Annotated in this window: 16 protein-coding genes and 2 pseudogenes; 12 read left to right on the top strand and 6 right to left on the bottom strand. The window is 69.8% G+C overall.

The features are described from left to right. Positions 1-25 precede the first annotated feature (25 nt). A complete protein-coding gene (purQ, locus tag AC3AOF_RS27135) occupies positions 26-712 on the bottom strand; it encodes a phosphoribosylformylglycinamidine synthase subunit PurQ (protein ID WP_488347027.1) in 687 nt (228 codons plus the stop codon). Further along, a complete protein-coding gene (gene purS / locus AC3AOF_RS27130; RefSeq protein WP_048449910.1) occupies positions 709-951 on the bottom strand; it encodes a phosphoribosylformylglycinamidine synthase subunit PurS in 243 nt (80 codons plus the stop codon). The genes purQ and purS overlap by 4 nt, the downstream gene beginning before the upstream one ends. 273 nt (positions 952-1,224) lie before the next feature. On the opposite strand from purS, the gene AC3AOF_RS27125 reads away from it, so the two are divergent. The 5 genes from AC3AOF_RS27125 (at position 1,225) to AC3AOF_RS27105 (ending at position 4,405) form a co-directional block, all read left to right on the top strand. After that, the gene (locus AC3AOF_RS27125) at positions 1,225-1,962 is read left to right on the top strand and encodes a LuxR family transcriptional regulator (protein ID WP_236987946.1); all 738 of its coding nucleotides are present in this window, start codon (positions 1,225-1,227) and stop codon (positions 1,960-1,962) included. Between the two features lie 796 nt (positions 1,963-2,758). Further along, positions 2,759-3,337: an acyl-homoserine-lactone synthase gene (locus AC3AOF_RS27120; protein ID WP_488347026.1), complete on the top strand. Its 579-nt coding sequence runs from the start codon at positions 2,759-2,761 to the stop codon at positions 3,335-3,337. 8 nt (positions 3,338-3,345) lie between these two features. Next, the gene (locus tag AC3AOF_RS27115) at positions 3,346-3,807 is read left to right on the top strand and encodes a hypothetical protein (protein WP_488347025.1); all 462 of its coding nucleotides are present in this window, start codon (positions 3,346-3,348) and stop codon (positions 3,805-3,807) included. An 11-nt stretch (positions 3,808-3,818) separates the two neighbouring features. After that, positions 3,819-4,064: a hypothetical protein gene (locus tag AC3AOF_RS27110; RefSeq protein WP_236987948.1), complete on the top strand. Its 246-nt coding sequence runs from the start codon at positions 3,819-3,821 to the stop codon at positions 4,062-4,064. 89 nt (positions 4,065-4,153) lie between these two features. After that, a complete protein-coding gene (locus AC3AOF_RS27105) occupies positions 4,154-4,405 on the top strand; it encodes a hypothetical protein (RefSeq protein WP_236987949.1) in 252 nt (83 codons plus the stop codon). A gap of 22 nt (positions 4,406-4,427) precedes the next feature. Here AC3AOF_RS27105 and AC3AOF_RS27100 read toward each other — a convergent pair whose 3' ends face one another. Together AC3AOF_RS27100 and AC3AOF_RS27095 are read right to left on the bottom strand one after the other, a co-directional pair. After that, a complete protein-coding gene (locus tag AC3AOF_RS27100; protein WP_488347024.1) occupies positions 4,428-5,321 on the bottom strand; it encodes a PIG-L deacetylase family protein in 894 nt (297 codons plus the stop codon). A 5-nt stretch (positions 5,322-5,326) separates the two neighbouring features. Next, positions 5,327-6,232 (bottom strand): annotated as a pseudogene (locus AC3AOF_RS27095) (glycoside hydrolase 5 family protein); the annotation flags it as partial. A gap of 302 nt (positions 6,233-6,534) precedes the next feature. Between AC3AOF_RS27095 and AC3AOF_RS27090 the strand changes: the two are divergent. From AC3AOF_RS27090 to denD, 6 genes are all read left to right on the top strand, one after another. Continuing rightward, positions 6,535-7,311, top strand: coding sequence for a ferredoxin--NADP reductase (locus tag AC3AOF_RS27090; protein ID WP_236987951.1), 777 nt, complete (start codon positions 6,535-6,537; stop codon positions 7,309-7,311). Positions 7,312-7,464: 153 nt separating this feature from the next. Then, on the top strand, positions 7,465-8,181 hold the full coding sequence (locus AC3AOF_RS27085; RefSeq protein WP_488347023.1) for an aspartate/glutamate racemase family protein: 717 nt from the start codon (positions 7,465-7,467) through the stop codon (positions 8,179-8,181). A gap of 74 nt (positions 8,182-8,255) precedes the next feature. Continuing rightward, positions 8,256-9,122, top strand: coding sequence for an isocitrate lyase/PEP mutase family protein (locus AC3AOF_RS27080; protein ID WP_488347022.1), 867 nt, complete (start codon positions 8,256-8,258; stop codon positions 9,120-9,122). After that, positions 9,119-10,279, top strand: coding sequence for a GNAT family N-acetyltransferase (locus AC3AOF_RS27075; RefSeq protein ID WP_488347021.1), 1,161 nt, complete (start codon positions 9,119-9,121; stop codon positions 10,277-10,279). Before AC3AOF_RS27080 ends, AC3AOF_RS27075 begins: the two co-directional genes overlap by 4 nt. Before the next feature lie 64 nt (positions 10,280-10,343). Continuing rightward, positions 10,344-11,090, top strand: coding sequence for an SDR family oxidoreductase (locus AC3AOF_RS27070; protein WP_488347020.1), 747 nt, complete (start codon positions 10,344-10,346; stop codon positions 11,088-11,090). Positions 11,091-11,103: 13 nt separating this feature from the next. Continuing rightward, positions 11,104-12,087, top strand: a complete 984-nt coding sequence (denD, locus tag AC3AOF_RS27065; protein WP_488347019.1) for a D-erythronate dehydrogenase — start codon at positions 11,104-11,106, stop codon at positions 12,085-12,087. A gap of 230 nt (positions 12,088-12,317) precedes the next feature. On the opposite strand, the gene gltA is transcribed toward denD, so the two are convergent. Continuing rightward, entirely contained in the window at positions 12,318-13,610 is a 1,293-nt protein-coding gene (gene gltA, locus AC3AOF_RS27060) for a citrate synthase (RefSeq protein WP_139034974.1), read from the bottom strand. A 273-nt stretch (positions 13,611-13,883) separates the two neighbouring features. Next, positions 13,884-15,305 carry a glutamate--tRNA ligase gene (gene gltX / locus AC3AOF_RS27055; RefSeq protein WP_488347018.1) on the bottom strand — a complete coding sequence of 474 codons (1,422 nt, stop codon included), beginning with the start codon at positions 15,303-15,305 and terminating at the stop codon, positions 13,884-13,886. A gap of 159 nt (positions 15,306-15,464) precedes the next feature. On the opposite strand from gltX, the pseudogene AC3AOF_RS27050 reads away from it, so the two are divergent. After that, a pseudogene (locus AC3AOF_RS27050) lies at positions 15,465-16,349 on the top strand (DUF4131 domain-containing protein); the annotation flags it as partial. Positions 16,350-16,357 lie beyond the last annotated feature (8 nt).

Below are 16,357 nucleotides of genomic sequence, written 5' to 3'. Positions count from 1 at the left end.
GGGGGGAGCAGCCGAAAAGCTCCCCTCACGCCGCCTTGGCCAGGCTCTCGAACAGCCCGCGCCCGTCGGTGCCGCCGACCAGGCCTTCCACGAAATTCTCCGGGTGCGGCATCAGCCCGAGGACGTTGCGGCTCTCGGAATAGATGCCGGCGATGGAATTGAGCGAGCCGTTGCGGTTGGCCTCGACCGTGAGCCCGCCGGCCGCGTCGCAGTAGCGGAACGCCACCCTTCCCTCGCCCTCGATCCGCGCCAGGGTCTCGGGATCGGCGAAGTAGTTGCCCTCGCCATGCGCGATGCAGACGTCGATCACCTGGTGCTGGGCATAGGCCCGGGTGAAGGCGGTGTCGGTGCGCTCGACCCGCAGGGTCTGCCGGTGGCAGAGGAAGCGGCGGTTGACGTTGCGCATCAGCACGCCCGGCAGCAGGCCGGACTCGCACAGGATCTGGAAGCCGTTGCAGATGCCGAGCACCAGCCCGCCGCGGGCGGCATGCGCCCGCACCGCGTCCATGGCGTGAGCCCGCCCAGCGATGGCGCCGCAGCGCAGGTAATCGCCGTAGGAGAAGCCGCCGGGCAGGACCGCGAGGTCGGTGCCGGCGGGCAATTCGGTCTCGGTGTGCCAGACGTTCACCACCTCGGCGCCCGAAAGGCGCAGGGCCCGCGCGACGTCCCGCTCGCGGTTCGAGCCCGGGAAGACGACGATGGCGGCCTTCATCGGGCGATCTCGACGCGGTAGTTCTCGACCACTGTGTTGGCGAGCAGCCGGTCGCAGGCCGCCTTCACGGTCGCCTCGGCGGCGGCCTCGTCGGCGGCCTCGACCTCGACCTCGAAGAATTTGCCCTGGCGCACTCCGGCGATGCCGGTGATCCCGAGCGAGCGCAGCGCCCCCTCGATCGCCTTGCCCTGGGGGTCGAGGACGCCGGTCTTCAGGGTAACGGTGACGCGCGCTTTCATCGGCCAGACCTTCGGCAGCGGAGGGCTTCTTTCCGGCTTCCGATAGTGCGGAACGGTCCCCGAGGCAACGCCGGGTGCGGCTCGCACCGGGACGAGGACAGCGCGAGGAGCGGCCCATCGGCCGGTCCCGGGCGTCAGGTCCTTTGGGTGTTATATGGGCCGGCGCACACATTGATCTTTGCTGGTAGGATTCTAATACTGGACCAGGGCCGGCGGCGATCGCACGGTGGACGAGGTCGCTTCGCGCGCGGGTGCGGGGTTCAGGGGTGGGTCATGTCGGACGCCGGTGACGCGTTCATTCGCCAATCATTCGACCTGATCGACGGCTTCGACGAGATGTCGGATCCGCTCGACGTGCAGCAGCGCGTGCTCGATCTCGTCAAGGATTGCGGCTTCACGTACTTCACGATCACGCGGTTGCCGCAGCCGAGCGAGCGACTGGGACCTAACGTCCTGCTCAGCATCTGGCCCAAGGGCTGGCTGTCGCATTACGATCGGGTCGGCCATTACCGCTACGACCCGGTGGTCCGACATTGCTACCGGACTATCGAGCCGTTCACCTGGACCGAAGTGCATTACGAGCCGGAAATCCTGCCGCGCGCCCGCCGCGTCATGGACGAGGCGACCGACCACGGCATGGCGGTCGGATTCTGCGTGCCGATCCACGACGCGATGGGCTTCCAGGCGGTCGTATCCCTGGCAGGGCGGCAGGTCGAGTTGCCCCCGCGTGTCCGCCGCGGCGTCCACATGCTCGGGCTCTACGCCTGGGGGGCGGCGGAACGGACCACGGCCCAGCGGCGAAAGCCGACCGGACGGCTGCTCAGTGCCCGCGAGCGCGACGTGCTGTCATGGGCAGCGCTCGGCCACACATCCGAAGAAGTCGCCGACATTTTGGGTATTTCCAACCAGACCGTCAACACGCATCTCAAGAACGCCCGCGTGAAGATCGGCACACGCAACACGACCCACACTGTGGTCGAGGCCTTGCGACGGCGTGAGATCACGCTCTAAACCGCTGCCCGATCACGTTGCGATCGGACGGTTCCTTGGTTTATTTATTTTGCGATAGTATGTTCCGACGAAATGTTATCCATTTTGTCTAAAAATACTTCAGGCAATGTTGCGCCCTGCGCCCCGGCTTGATGCCTTTGGCGCAACTCCCGGCCGCCATCGTCGATCGCTGCGGCGGCGCCAGTGCGGCGGGCGTCCTCCGGCGCGGCCGAGGGCGTAACGTCCCCTACGATGCCCGGCGTGGCACGTCGATGTCCGGTCGGGAGCGGATGTCCGGCCGCCCGTGCACGCGAACGGCTTCGGCGCCCGCCGGATCTTGCCCGGCGACCGAGCGAGCGGCGCATCCCGTCATCCGTGCAGCCACGACCCGCCGCCCATGCGGGACGGTCCGCAGGCGCAACGCCGGCCGACACGTCGCTCGCCGAGCCATTTCGCGTCAAGTCTTGGCGGGTGCGCGGACCGCCGTGACCCTGGCATCATGATATAATCCGAACGGCCTAGAGCACTTCACGATCGCGTTGCAATCGCGAAGCTCTCTAGGTCTTTGATGTTGCCGCATTTTCTGCGACGAACCGGCATCCACTTCGTCGGAAAATGCTCTAGCGATCGATGCGCCGTAAAGGTCAGCCCTTCCATCACTATTTTTCGGGATACCGGGACACCCTCTCGTCTGCGCGAATGCTGCCAGAGCGAGAGAGATACCCGCATGATCCGGCTTCACGTCATCGATCGAACGAATCGCAGCGCTTACGCTGATGCCATCGATCAACATTATGTTCTTCGTAAGAAGATTTACATGGATGAGCAGAAGTGGAGTGCCCTGCGCGCGGTCGACGGCCGCGAGATCGATCAGTTCGATACCGACAGCACCGTGTATCTCCTGGCGATCGGGGCGGATGGCGAGGTCGCGGGAGGCACGCGCCTGCTGCCGTCCCTCGGGCCGACGCTGCTGAGCGAGGTGTTCCCGCAACTGGCCGAGGAGCGCGGCTTCGAGCGGTCGGCGGAGATCTGGGAATGGACCCGCTTCTTCGTCGCCCCCCGCTACCGGGAGGACAAGCGGCTGTCGCGGGTGGCCGGCATCGTCGCGGCGGGCATGGTGGAGTATTGTCTCGATCGGTACATCCCGCGCATGAACGTGGTCGCCGAGGCTTACTGGATCCCGAAGGTCTCGGCCCTCGGCTGGCGCCCGCGGCCTCTGGGCCTGCCCCTCGCCCATGAGGGACTGTCGATCTGCGCCTTCACGATCGAGATGACGCAGGAGGCTCTGCAGGCGACCCGCGCCGTCTACGGGATCGACGCGCCGTCCCTGGTCCGGGCGAAGGATCTCGTTCCCGCCTACGACCACCCTGCATCCGACCGCACCCTGTCGGCTTGAGATGACGGATGTCGACCGACAACCAGATGTCGTCGCAGGGCCGTGCGTCGACGGGAGCGGTCGTCCTCGACCATCCCGCCGCCGGGGCGGGCGTCTCGCTCCGCGCCATCACGACCGCCATGACCGAGGAGGCGCCGGGAGAAACCCGGGCGACCTGCGGCGTCAACGTCTCCGTACCGGCCCATCCCCGGCCGTCCACTCCGCCGGACCGGATCGTGTCCCGCCCGTCATGCCGAGGGTCTTCGACAACGACCCTCGTTTCCGGTCTCGAATTCTCGTCCGGTTTCGAATTCTTGCCAAGTCTTGAATTCTTCCCAAGTCTTGAATTCTTCCCAAGTCTTGAATTCTTCCCAAGTCTCGAATTCTTGCCAAGTCGCGACTTATTGCCAAGTCTCTGTCTGGGCATTGAAAATTCGAGATGGTCCGACGGCCCGGTGCATCGGCATCCCGGGTCGGTATCATCAGTGTGAGGTCGTCAGCGATGGCGCGTTACGGCGACACCCGTCTCCCCACTCCGGTTGCCCGCCTCGTGCGGCCACCGGCCAGTCCGCAAAGCCCGGCCGACCGCCTGGCCGAGCACCTGATCGAGGCCTATCGGAGCGCCGCGGATTGCGAGGACCCGGTCGCCCTCGATCTGATCCGCCTCGCGCTCTGGCATGTCGGCCGCACCTACCCGCCCTCCGGCCACATCCCGGAGGAGCAGCGTCGGGAGGAGCACTGGTCGTGACGGCCGGCGTCACCTTGCCCCATCGGTCCCGCGCCCGTCGCGCACCGGCCCATCCATCCACTTCGTCCACCCCCGATCAGGCACGCACCATGGCGCCCGCGACCCGCTGCACCCCGTCGCAGTCCCACCTTTCCCAGGCGGCCCGGGCCGAGATCCAGGCCCTGCGCCTCGCCGCCGGCATCCTCGACCTGCAGCGCACCGCGAGCCCGCAGATCCGCGAACTGCCCTCCGTGCAGGCGATGATCCGCGCGGCCGCGGCGGTGTTCGACGAGCTCGGCTTCGGCGAGGGGAGCGAGGCGGAGCGGACCGACGGCGAGCTGGAGCGGACGATGTCGTCCTGACGTTTGCCGCGCCGGCGGGCGGTCAGCCGATGCCGGCGATCTCCCGCTCCGCCGCCTCGGCGAGCGCCCGGAACCGCGCCCCGTCGAGTCCCGATTCCCCGTAGAGGAGCCGCCCGCCATTCGGCAGGATCCCGAACCGGTCGTCCGGCGCCTCGCGGAAGCGCTCGAGGGCGATCGGGACCCGGTTCAGGGTCGCGGCCTGGCTCGCATGGGCGGCGAACAGGGCGGCCTTGAAGGCGCAATCCTCAGGGTCGAGATGGAGCGCGATCGCCCGCCGCGGCGGTTCGGTGGCCAAGAACTCGGTGGCCAAGAATCCGGTGGCCAAGAATCCGGTGGCCAAGAATTCGGTGGCCAAGACGCTGCCGGCATCGAACCCGTCCGGGCCGGCATGGTAGAACGGCATCTCGATCACCGCGAGGCGCTCCGGCCCGAGAAGCCGCCGGGCACCCCGCAGGGAGAGCGCCACCGCGTCGTGGTCCGGGTGGCCGCCCTCGTAGGCGTGGGTCAGCGCCACCGTGATCCCGCATGCGCTGAAAATCCCGGCCAGCTGCCGGGCGAGCGGCGCGATGATCTCCGCCACACCCCGGTCGGGATGCCCCAGCGCGATGCGCCGCGCCCGTTCGACGCCTGCAAGGCTCAGTGCCGCATCGAGCTCCCGGGCGCGGGCCGCCGCGTAGGCGGCAGGGTCCGAAAAACCGCGGCGCGCGGCGTCTCGCCCGTCGCGGGGCGCGCCGTCGGTGACGTGGATCACCGTGAGGCCGGCAAGGCGCGGCAGCTGCGCGCCGCAGCCGATGCTCTCGTCGTCCGGATGAGCGACCACGAGCGCGGCGGCGTGTGCCGCCACCGGCCCGCAGGCCGGATCGGCGAGGGCTGCCAGGAACCTTTCGGCGGCCGGCGAGGTCGGGGCGATCGCCATCGCGGTCAGATCGCTGCTTGCGGCCCGAGGGCCGGCCCGGGCCGGATCGTCCCGGCATAGCGCCGGACCATCGCGGCGCAGAATCCCGCGGATTCCTCCCTCACCTGCGGCGGGCTGGTGTGGTGGGGGGCGATACCCCGGTGCTCGGGGGTGAAGCAGAAGGTCACGGTCACGTCGAACTCCGCCAGGGCATCCATCCGCCGGTCGAACCACTCGAGGGCATCGGGCCGAAACAATCGGCCCGGGACGGGCCGGTGCGGAGATACGTCACCCCGAGCCGCCGCATCAGGCCTCCGCCTCGTCGAGCCGGTGATCCTGGTCACGGAACCACCGGCACGGGCCGCGCGCCGGGGTGTGGCGGGCGAAATGCTCGTGCGCCGGCTTGGGCGTGCCGTCCTCGCGCAGCAACCCATATAGAAATGCCGATCATAGGAGGAGCCCTCCGCCTCCCGGTGCCGTGTGGTGGCGCCCAAGGCCTGCGGCGGGTCGTAGAGGCCGGACCGGTGGATCCGCGGCGCCCGTCCGGCCAGCAGCTCGGCGGTACGGTCGATCCGGACGACCTGCACCTCCTCGGCCCCGAAGGTCGAGACGCCGACCTCGGTGACCCAGATCGGCCTGGAAGTTACCGCGCGCGGATCTCGGCGAACTTGTCCGGCCACTCGTCGGTCTGCCACAGGTTCCAGTCGAGCGGGAAGCCGTGCAAAGCCACCGCGTCGACGTGGTCGAGGGCGCCGCGACCGTCGAGCATCCGGATGAAGGTCGGGTCGGTCGGCGAGATGCCGCCGAGCACCGTCGGCAGGTGCGGCGTTTCCCCCTTCACGGCATGCGCCGCGCAATCCAGCGTTTCGGCGACGAGCGACCAGCCCGGATCGATCTCGGGATCCCAAGTGCGACTTGTTGCTGGGCTCGTTTTCTGGGCTCGTTCCGGATCGTCCCCGCTTCGATCATGCCGCCCTCGTCGCACGAGAGGGGTGGGGAGTTTGGGGGTCCGTCATGGCGACAGGCCGGGCGCGGTGCAGGCCACCGGGGCGGCGGCGCACTGGAAGCATTGCGAAGAACAGCCGGTTGTCCCTGCGGCTTGACGGTTACACAGACCTCGCACGCAGACCTCGCCTGTGCGGCGACGCCTTGACGGCGATGCCGCACCTGCGAGATGAGCATCCCAAACCGAGAACCTCGCGACCCGTCGAGCGCCTTCAGGATTCCTGGCACGATGAGCAACTTCAACGAGGAGCGCGTCCTGTCCGTCCATCACTGGACGGACTCGCTCTTCAGCTTCCGCACCACCCGCGACCCGTCGTTCCGCTTCCGCAACGGCGAGTTCACGATGATCGGCCTCAAGGGCGAGGGCGCCAAGCCCCTGCTGCGCGCCTACAGCGTGGTGAGCGCCAATTACGAGGACGAGCTGGAGTTCTTCTCCATCAAGGTGGCCAACGGCCCGCTCACCTCGAAGCTTCAGCACCTCAAGGTCGGCGACCCGATCGTGGTCAGCCGCAAGGCCACCGGCACCCTGGTGCTCGACAACCTGATGCCCGGCCGGCACCTCTACCTGCTCGGCACCGGCACCGGCCTCGCGCCGTTCCTGGCGATCATCAAGGATCCGGAGACCTACGAGCGCTTCGAGAAGGTGATCCTGGTCCATGGCTGCCGCCAGGTCCAGGAGCTCGCCTACGGCGAGACGATCACCGAGACGCTGCCCCAGCACGAGCTGATCGGCGAGATGGTCCGCGACCAGCTGATCTACTACCCGACCGTGACCCGCGAGCCGTTCCGCAACCGCGGCCGCATCACCGACCTGATGACCTCCGGCAAGCTCTTCTCCGACATCGGCCTGCCGATGATGACCAAGGAGGCCGACCGCTTCATGCTCTGCGGCAGCCCCGACATGATCCGCGACACCCGCGACCTGCTCGCCGGTGCCGGCTACATCGAGGGCAACCACGGCGAGGCCGGCCACTACGTCATCGAGAAGGCCTTCGTCGAGAAGTAGCCCTGTGATACGAAATCCGGAAGATGACTTCCGGATTTCGTATCATCAGCCCGCGCGGCGCCTGAGCGAGGCCGCTTTCCGTATCGCGAAGCGATCAATCGGAAAGCGTATGATACGCGGGATGCGCCGGGAAACCTGCGGGGAAACCTGATCGTGCGCATCCTGCTCATCAACCCCAACACCACGGCCGCCGTCACCGAGCAGGCGGCCGCACATGTCCGGCGCCTGATCCCCGCCGAGATCGTGCCGGTGACGGGCCGCTTCGGCGCCCGCTACATCGCGAGCCGCGCCGCCGCGGCCATCGCCGGCCACGCCGCCCTCGACGCCCTGGCGGCCAACGTCGCCGGGTGCGACGCGGTCTATCTCGCCTGCTTCGGCGATCCGGGCCTGCTCGCCCTCAAGGAAATCTCCCCCGTTCCGGTCGTCGGCATGGCGGAGGGCGCCTTGCACCTCGCCTGCACCCGGGGGCGCCGCATCGGCATCGTCACCGGCGGCGTCCTGTGGAAGCCGATGCTGACCGAGTTCGCGGCGATGCTCGGCCTCTCCGAGCGCCTCGCCGGCATCCGCACCGTGGCACCGACCGGCGGCGAGATCGCCCGCGACCCCGACGCGGCGTTGGGCCGCCTCGCGGCCGCCTGCCGCGACTGCGCCGAGATCGACGGGGCCGACGTGGTGGTGCTCGGCGGCGCGGCTTTGGCCGGCCTGGCCGAGCGGGTGCAGCCGCAGGTCGCCGTGCCGGTGATCTGCTCGGTCGAGGCCGGGGCACGGGCGGTGATCGCCGCGGCCGGGCTCGCGGGCGCCCGGCCGACCCTGCCGCCGACGGAGAGCGTGGGCCTGCCGGAGGATCTGGCGCGGATGCTGCGCGCCTGAGCGCAACGGCGCCGGTTTACAGCGGGCGGCGCCCTATGAAAGGCTGGCGCCCCGATTCCCGCGAGACTTGTCCGATGACCGACCCCGCCGCAGCCCGCGCCGCCTTCTGGCGGCTCCACGAGAGCGGCTGCTTCGTGATGCCGAACCCTTGGGACATCGGCACCGCCCGCTACCTCGCGGCGATGGGTTTTCCGGCGCTCGCCACCACCAGCTCGGGCTTCGCCTTCACCCGCGCCCTGCCGGACACCGACTGGGCGGTGCCCCTCGACGCGATGCTGGCCCACATCGCCGAGATCGCCGCCGCCACCGACCTGCCGGTGAACGCCGATTTCGAATCCGGCTACGCCCACGATCCCGAGGGCGTCGCCCGCAACGTCGCGGCCTGCGTGGCGACCGGCGTCGCCGGCCTGTCGATCGAGGATGCCACGGGCGACCCGAGCCGGCCGCTCTACGACATCCGGGAGGGCGCCGAGCGCATCCGCGCCGCGAAGGCCGCAATCGATGCCTCCGGCACCGGCGTGGTGCTGACCGGCCGGGCCGAATGCTACCTCACCGGCCATCCCGAGCCCCTGCCCGAGGCGATCCGCCGGCTCCAGGCCTATGCCGAGGCCGGGGCCGACGTGGTCTATGCGCCGGGCCCGAAGCGGCGCGAGGACATCCGCACCCTGGTCGAGGCCCTGGCGCCGGTGCCGGTCAACATCCTGATGAGCACCAATCCGGGCCTCAAGGTCGCCGATCTCGAAGGCTTGGGCGTGCGCAGGATCAGCGTCGGCTCGTCGCTGGCGCGGGCGGCCTGGACCGGCTTCATCCGTGCGGCGCGGCGCATCCACGACGAGGGCAGCTTCGGCGGCTTCGACGGCTCGGTCGGTTTCTCCGAGATCAACGGATTCTTCCGCCAAGATCTCAAGAACCGGGACCTGAAGGAGCGGAGCGGCGCATGAATCCCGATCGCGATCCCGTCACCGGCCTGCCGATCGGCCATCCCGTCGCCACGACCGGCCCGGCGCCCGGGCCCGAGAAAATCCGCCTCGACGGGCGCCACGTCTCGATCGTGCCGCTCGATGCGGCGGCGCACGGCGCCGACCTCGCCGAGGGCGCGGTCGGGCCAGGCAAGGAAGCCCTGTGGCAATACATGCCCGCCGGCCCGTTCCACGATCATGCGAGTTTCCAGGCCCATCTCGCGGTTTGCGCGGCCTCGAGCGATCCCCTGTTCTACGCCATCCTGGATTCGCGGTCGGGCAAGGCGATCGGCCACGCCGCGCTGATGCGGATCGACCGGGCGAACCGGGTGATCGAGGTCGGCAACATCCTCTACACCCCGGCTTTGCAGCGCACGCCCGGCGCCACCGAGGCGATGCGGCTTCTGGCCGGTTACGTCTTCGATCTCGGCTATCGCCGCTACGAGTGGAAGTGCAACGCCCTCAACGCCCCGTCCCGGAGCGCGGCGCGGCGCCTCGGCTTCTCCTACGAGGGGCTGTTTCGCCAGGGCATGATCGTCAAGGGCCGCAACCGGGACACGACCTGGTTCTCGATGCTCGATGCCGAGTGGCCGCAGACCCGCCAGGGCTTCGACCGCTGGCTCGATCCCGCCAATCTCGACGGCGGCCAGTCCCTGCGCCTCGGCGCGCTGACGAGCGCGTCGATCCCGGGCGAAGCCTTGCGCCGCGCGACGACCCCCGACGAGGCCGCCCTCGCAGGCCTGCAGGAGGCGGCCTACGCGCCGAACCGCCCGCTCCTCGGCGTCGAGCCGGTCCCGCTCCTCACCCCGGCCGCCGAGGTGCTGGCGCGCTACGAGGTCTGGCTCGCCGACCAGGACGGGGCGCTCGCCGGGGCCCTGGTGCTCGATCCGCATCCCGATCACCTGATGATCTGGAGCGTGTCGGTCGCTCCCGCGCATCAGGGCACCGGCCTCGGCAATGCCCTGCTGGCGGCGGCCGAGGCGCGGGCGCGGGACCTCGACCTGTCGGAGTTGCGGCTCTACACCGGGGACAAGCTCGTGCGGAACATCGACTGGTACGCGCGGCGGGGCTACGCCACCGAGCGGGTCGAGGACCTGCCGGACCGGCGCCTGGTCCACATGACGAAGACCCTCGCCTGACGGCGACACGGTTTCACGAACAAGCCCCGCCGCCGAGCGGGGCGCGACGAACGGGAGGATACACATGGCGGGACGGCTGACGGGCAAGCGCGCGGTCGTGACGGCGGCGGGCCAGGGGATCGGACGCGCCATCGCGGCGGCCTTCCTCGCCGAGGGCGCCGAGGTGCTGGCGACCGATCTCGACGCGGGGAAGCTCGAGAGCCTGAAGGGCGTGCAGGCCGCGTCCCTCGATGTCCGCTCGGACGCGGCGGTGGCGGAGTTCGCGAAGGGCGCCGGCCCGGTCGACGTGCTGGTGAACGCCGCCGGCTTCGTCCATCACGGCACCATCCTCGATTGCACCGACGCCGAGTGGGATCTGGCCTTCGACCTCAACGTGCGCTCGATGCACCGCACCATCCGGGCCTTCCTGCCCGGCATGCTGGAGCGCGGCAACGGCTCGATCGTCAACATCGCCTCGGCGGTCGGGGCGGACGCCACCGCGCCGAACCGCTACGTCTACGGCGCCTCGAAGGCGGCGGTGGTCGGTCTCACCAAGGCGGTGGCGCGGGACTTCATCCGCAGCGGCGTGCGGGCGAACGCGATCTGCCCCGGCACGATCCAGTCGCCCTCGCTGGACGAGCGCATCGCGGCTTTGGCTGAGATGAACAAGACTTCGGTCGAGGCCGCCCGCCAGGCCTTCATCGACCGCCAGCCGATGGGCCGGCTCGGCACGGCGGAGGAGATGGGGGCGCTCGCCGTCTACCTCGCCTCGGACGAATCCCGCTTCACCACCGGCCAGACCCACGTCGCCGATGGCGGCTTCACGCTCTGAGGGAGACGCTTCGATGCATATCCTCATCCTCGGCGCCGCCGGCATGGTCGGGCGCAAGCTCCTCGACCGGCTGGTCAAGGACGGCTCCTTGGGCGGCGAGACGATCTCGCGCCTGACCCTGCACGACGTGGTGCCGCCCGAGGCGCCGGCCGGCACAAAAATCCCGGTCTCGCTCTCGGCCTCCGACTTCTCCGATCCCGGCGAGGCCGAGCGCCTGGTCGCCGGCCGCCCGGACGTGATCTTCCACCTCGCCGCCATCGTGTCGGGCGAGGCCGAGGCCGATTTCGACAAGGGCTACCGGATCAACCTCGACGGCACCCGCCGCCTCTACGATGCCGTGCGGGCGATCGGCGAGGGCTACAAGCCCCGCTTCGTCTTCACCTCGTCGGTGGCTGTCTTCGGCGCGCCGATGCCCGACCCGATCCCCGACGAGTACCTGACGGCGCCGCTCACCAGCTACGGCACCCAGAAGGCGATCGGCGAGCTCTTGCTCTCCGATTACTCGCGCCGCGGCATCTTCGACGGCGTCGGCATTCGGCTCCCCACCATCTGCGTGCGGCCGGGCAAGCCCAACAAGGCGGCGTCGGGCTTCTTCTCCGGCATCATCCGCGAGCCGCTCGCCGGCCAGGAGGCGGTGCTGCCGGTCTCCGACCAGGTCCGTCACTGGCACGCCTCGCCGCGCTCGGCGGTCGGCTTCCTCATCCACGCCGCGACGATCGATACCAAGCGCCTCGGCGACCGGCGCAACCTGACCATGCCGGGCGTCGGCGCCACCGTCGCCGAGCAGATCGAGGCCCTGCGCCGCGCCGCCGGTGACGCGGCCGTGGCCCGCATCCGCCGCGAGCCCGACCCCACCATCGAGCGCATCGTCGCCGGCTGGCCCCGCACCTTCGATGCCCGGCGGGCGCTGGACCTCGGCTTCAAGGCCGAGCCCGATTTCGACGCGATCGTGCGGGCGCATATCGAGGACGAGCTGGGCGGGAAGGTGCCGGCCTAGAACACTTCCCCTCCCCCTTGTGGGGAGGGGCCATGGGGATCGAAGATCCCGCGTGGGGGTGGTGCAGGAGGCACCACCTCGCTCTATCCGGCACCACCCCCACCCCCTTACCCCTCCCCACAAGGGGGAGGGGAGGCGCTTCAACTCTCGACGCCGAGCTCTTTCCAAAGCACAAAAAGAAACGGGCGGCACTCGCGTGCCGCCCGTTCTCATTTCCCGTTGACGGACGCTCAGCCGCGCTGGGCCACCGTCACGTAATCCCGCTTCGGGGCGCCGGTATAGAGCTGGCGCGGACGGCCGATCTTCTGGGACGGGTCCTCGATCATCTCGGCCCACTGGCTGATCCAGCCGACGGTGCGGGCGAGCGCGAACAGCACCGTGAACATCGAGGTCGGGAAGCCCATCGCCTTGAGCGTGATGCCCGAGTAGAAGTCGATGTTCGGGTAGAGCTTCTTCTCGATGAAGTACTCGTCCTTGAGGGCGATCTGCTCCAGCTCCATCGCGACGTCGAGCAGCGGATCGTCCTTGATGCCGAGCTCGCTCAGCACCTCGTGGGTGGTCTTCTGCATGATGCGGGCGCGCGGGTCGTAGTTCTTGTAGACCCGGTGACCGAAGCCCATCAGGCGGAACGGATCGTTCTTGTCCTTGGCCTTGGCGACGTACTCGCCGACGCGCTCAGGGGTGCCGATCTCGGCCAGCATCTTCAGCGCCGCCTCGTTGGCGCCGCCATGGGCGGGCCCCCACAGGCAGGCGATGCCGGCGGCGATGCAGGCGAAGGGGTTGGCGCCCGAGGAGCCGGCGAGACGAACCGTCGAGGTCGAGGCGTTCTGCTCATGGTCGGCGTGCAGGATGAAGATCCGGTCGAGCGCCCGCGACAGCACGGGGTTCGGCTGGTACTCCTCGCACGGCACCGCGAAGCACATCCGCAGGAAGTTCGAGGTGTAGTCGAGGTCGTTCTTCGGATACACGAAGGGCTGGCCGATCGTGTACTTGTACGCCATCGCCGCGAGCGTCGGCATCTTGGCGATCATGCGCATGGAGGCGACCATGCGCTGCTTCTCGTCCGTGATGTCGGTCGAGTCGTGGTAGAAGGCCGAGAGCGCGCCGACCGAGGCGACCATGACGGCCATCGGGTGGGCGTCGCGGCGGAAGCCCTGGAAGAACCGGTTCATCTGGTCATGCACCATCGTGTGGCGCGTGACGCGGTAATCGAAATCGGCCTTCTGGGCCGCGGTCGGCAGCTCGCCGTACAGCAGCAGGTAGCAGGTCTCGAGGAAGTCGCCGTGCTCGGCCAGCTGCTCGATCGGGTAGCCCCGGTACAGGAGCACGCCCTCGTCACCGTCGATGTAGGTGATCTTCGATTCGCAGGAGGCGGTCGAGGTGAAGCCCGGGTCGTAGGTGAACTGGCCGGTCTGCGCGTAGAGCTTGCTGATGTCGATGACGCTCGGACCGATCGTGCCGGTCTTGGTGGGCATCTCAATCGCGCGGCCGTTCACCGTGAGGGTGCTGGTGGGGAGGCTCATGGGGTTGCGGACCCTTTCCATCAACGTGACTGAGCGTCGGCGCCGTTCCGACCGCGGCCCCCGGTGCAGGGCGGCGACTTTGCTGCGGTTGCTCACTCGGGTTTCCGGTTAGCGGATCGCCGCACCGGCATCAACCGCAGCTCCCCGCCCTGGTGACAGAATTCAGTTTCTGTTCAGGGGTTGTAGGATCACCCCCGCGAATGCGGATTCGCGGGGGTGCGCGGCCCGGTTGCATGTCCGGCAGCGAGTGTCCGTCCGCTTCAGACCGCTGCCTCAGGCCGCCGCCTGCTCGCGCAGGCGCTCCAGGCTCTCCTCGCGGCCGAGCACCGCCATCACATCGAAGAGCGGCGGCGAGGTGGTCCGGCCGGTGAGCGCGGCCCGCAGGGGCTGGGCGACCTGCCCGAGCTTGACCCCGGCGCTCTCGGCGAATTGCCGCACCGCACCCTCGGTCGAGGCGGCGGACCACTCGGTCAGGGCCTCGAGATGGGTGAGCGCCCCGGCCAGCCGCTCGCGGCCCCCGTTGCCCAGCAGCCCGGTCGCCTTCTCGTCGAGGGCGAGCGGGCGCGGCGCGTAGAGGTAATAGGCGCTGTCGACGAGCTCGATCAGGGTCTTGGCCCGCTCCTTCAGCCCCGGCATCGCGGCGATGAACTTCTGGCGGGTCTCCGCAGGCAGCGGCGCCAAGAGGCCCCAGCGCGCCCCTTGCGTCGGCAGGATCGCCTCGATCGCCGCGACCAGCGCCTCGTCGGTGGAGGAGCGGATGTAGTGCCCGTTCAGGCTCTCGAGCTTGGCGAAGTCGAACCGGGCCGGCGAGCGCCCGACCTGGGCGAGGTCGAAGGCGGCGATCATCTCCTGCGTGGAAAAGATCTCCTGGTCGCCGTGGCTCCAGCCGAGGCGCACGAGGTAGTTGCGGAGCGCCACCGGCAGGTAGCCGAGGTCGCGATAGGCATCGACCCCGAGCGCGCCGTGGCGCTTCGAGAGCTTGGCCCCGTCCGGCCCGTGGATCAGCGGGATGTGCGACATGTTCGGCACGTCCCAGCCCAGCGCCTGGTAGATCTGGGTCTGGCGCGCGCCGTTGGTCAGGTGGTCGTCGCCGCGGATGATGTGGGTCACGCCCATGTCGTGGTCGTCCACAACCACCGCCAGCATGTAGGTCGGCGTGCCGTCCGAGCGCAGCAGGACGAGGTCGTCGAGATCCTTGTTCTGCCAGACCACGCGGCCCTGCACCGCATCCTCGACCACGGTCTCGCCCTCGGTCGGCGCGCGCAGGCGGATCACCGGCTTGACGCCGGCCGGCGCCTCGGATGGGTCGCGGTCGCGCCAGCGGCCGTCGTAGCGGATCGGCCGGCCCTCGCGGCGGGCGGCCTCGCGCATCTCGGTCAGTTCCTCGGGCGTGGCGTAGCAGTAATAGGCCCGGCCGGAGGCGAGCAGCCCCTCGGCCACCTCGCGGTGCCGGCCCGCCCGGGCGAACTGGTAGACCACGTCGCCGTCCCAATCGAGGCCGAGCCAGTTGAGCCCGTCGAGGATCGCCTCGATGGCGGCGTCCGTGGAGCGCTCGCGGTCGGTATCCTCGATGCGCAGCAGCATCCGGCCGCCATGGCGCCGGGCATAGAGCCAGTTGAACAAGGCCGTGCGACCCCCGCCGATGTGGAGGAAGCCCGTGGGCGACGGGGCAAAGCGGGTGACGACGGAGGACATGCGCTTCGAGAACCGGGTGAGAGCGAAAAAACGGTGTGGCCGGGGCCGTTAGGGCAGGGTCGGGTGAGTCGACCCGCCGGCGCCGGGTCCTGTAGCATGCGCGAGACGAGCCGTTAAGAAACCGTTGTCCGGGCCGTCTCGTCGCTTGCGGGGCGCGGAATGGCGGGGCCGAGGGCAGGGACGGGAGTCGTGGTGCGCGGTTTCCGCGCGCTGCCGGCGCCCGTTCTCTTGCTGCCGGCGCTCGGCGGCTGGGTCTCGGGCAGCCTCGCCGCGGAGGCCGCCCAGCGCCGGCTGTTCCCCTGGCTGGCGGTGGCCTTCGGGGCCGGGGCGCTTCTGTTCCTCACCGTGGCGGACGGCCCGGTTTTTCTCGCCGCCCCGTTCGGTGTCGGCCTCGCGCTCGCCGGGGCCGCCTTCGCCTGCCGGGCGCGGGCGGTGGCGCCGGCCATTCTGCTCGCCGCCGCCTTCCTGTCCCTCGGCTTCGCCGCCGCGGCCACACGCACGATGAGCGTCGCCGCGCCGGTGCTCGCCCGCACGGTGATCGCGCCGCTCCACGGCTTCGTCGAGGCGCTGGAGGAGCGCGAGGAGGGGGCGCGGCTGGTGGTGCGGGTCACGCGGCTCGGCGAGATGGCGGCACCTGAGCGCCCGACCCGGGTGCGGGTCTCCTATCGCCGCGCCGACGGCATCAAGCCCGGCGACTACATCGAGGCCAAGGCGCGGCTGCTGCCCCCGCCGGAGCCGGCGCGGCCGGGCGGCTACGATTTCGCCCGCGACGCCTACTTTCGCGGGATCGGCGCCGTCGGCTCGCTGCTCGGGCAAGCGGCCATCAAGCCGCCGCCCGAGCCGGCGCCGCTCTCCCTGCGCCTCGCCGCCGGCCTCGACGAGGCGCGCAACGCGCTCACCCGCCGCATCGCCGAGTCGAACGGGGGGCAGGCGGGGGCGGTGGCGGCGGCCCTCGTCACCGGCAAGCGCGGCCTCATCGACCAGCCCACCAACGACGCCCTGCGGGCGGCCGGGATCTACCACGTCGTCACAAGTTCGGGTATAGGCCGGCA

This window comes from Methylobacterium sp. 142-1Y (assembly GCF_057747795.1).
This window is presented reverse-complemented; position numbering and strand designations above follow the sequence as displayed.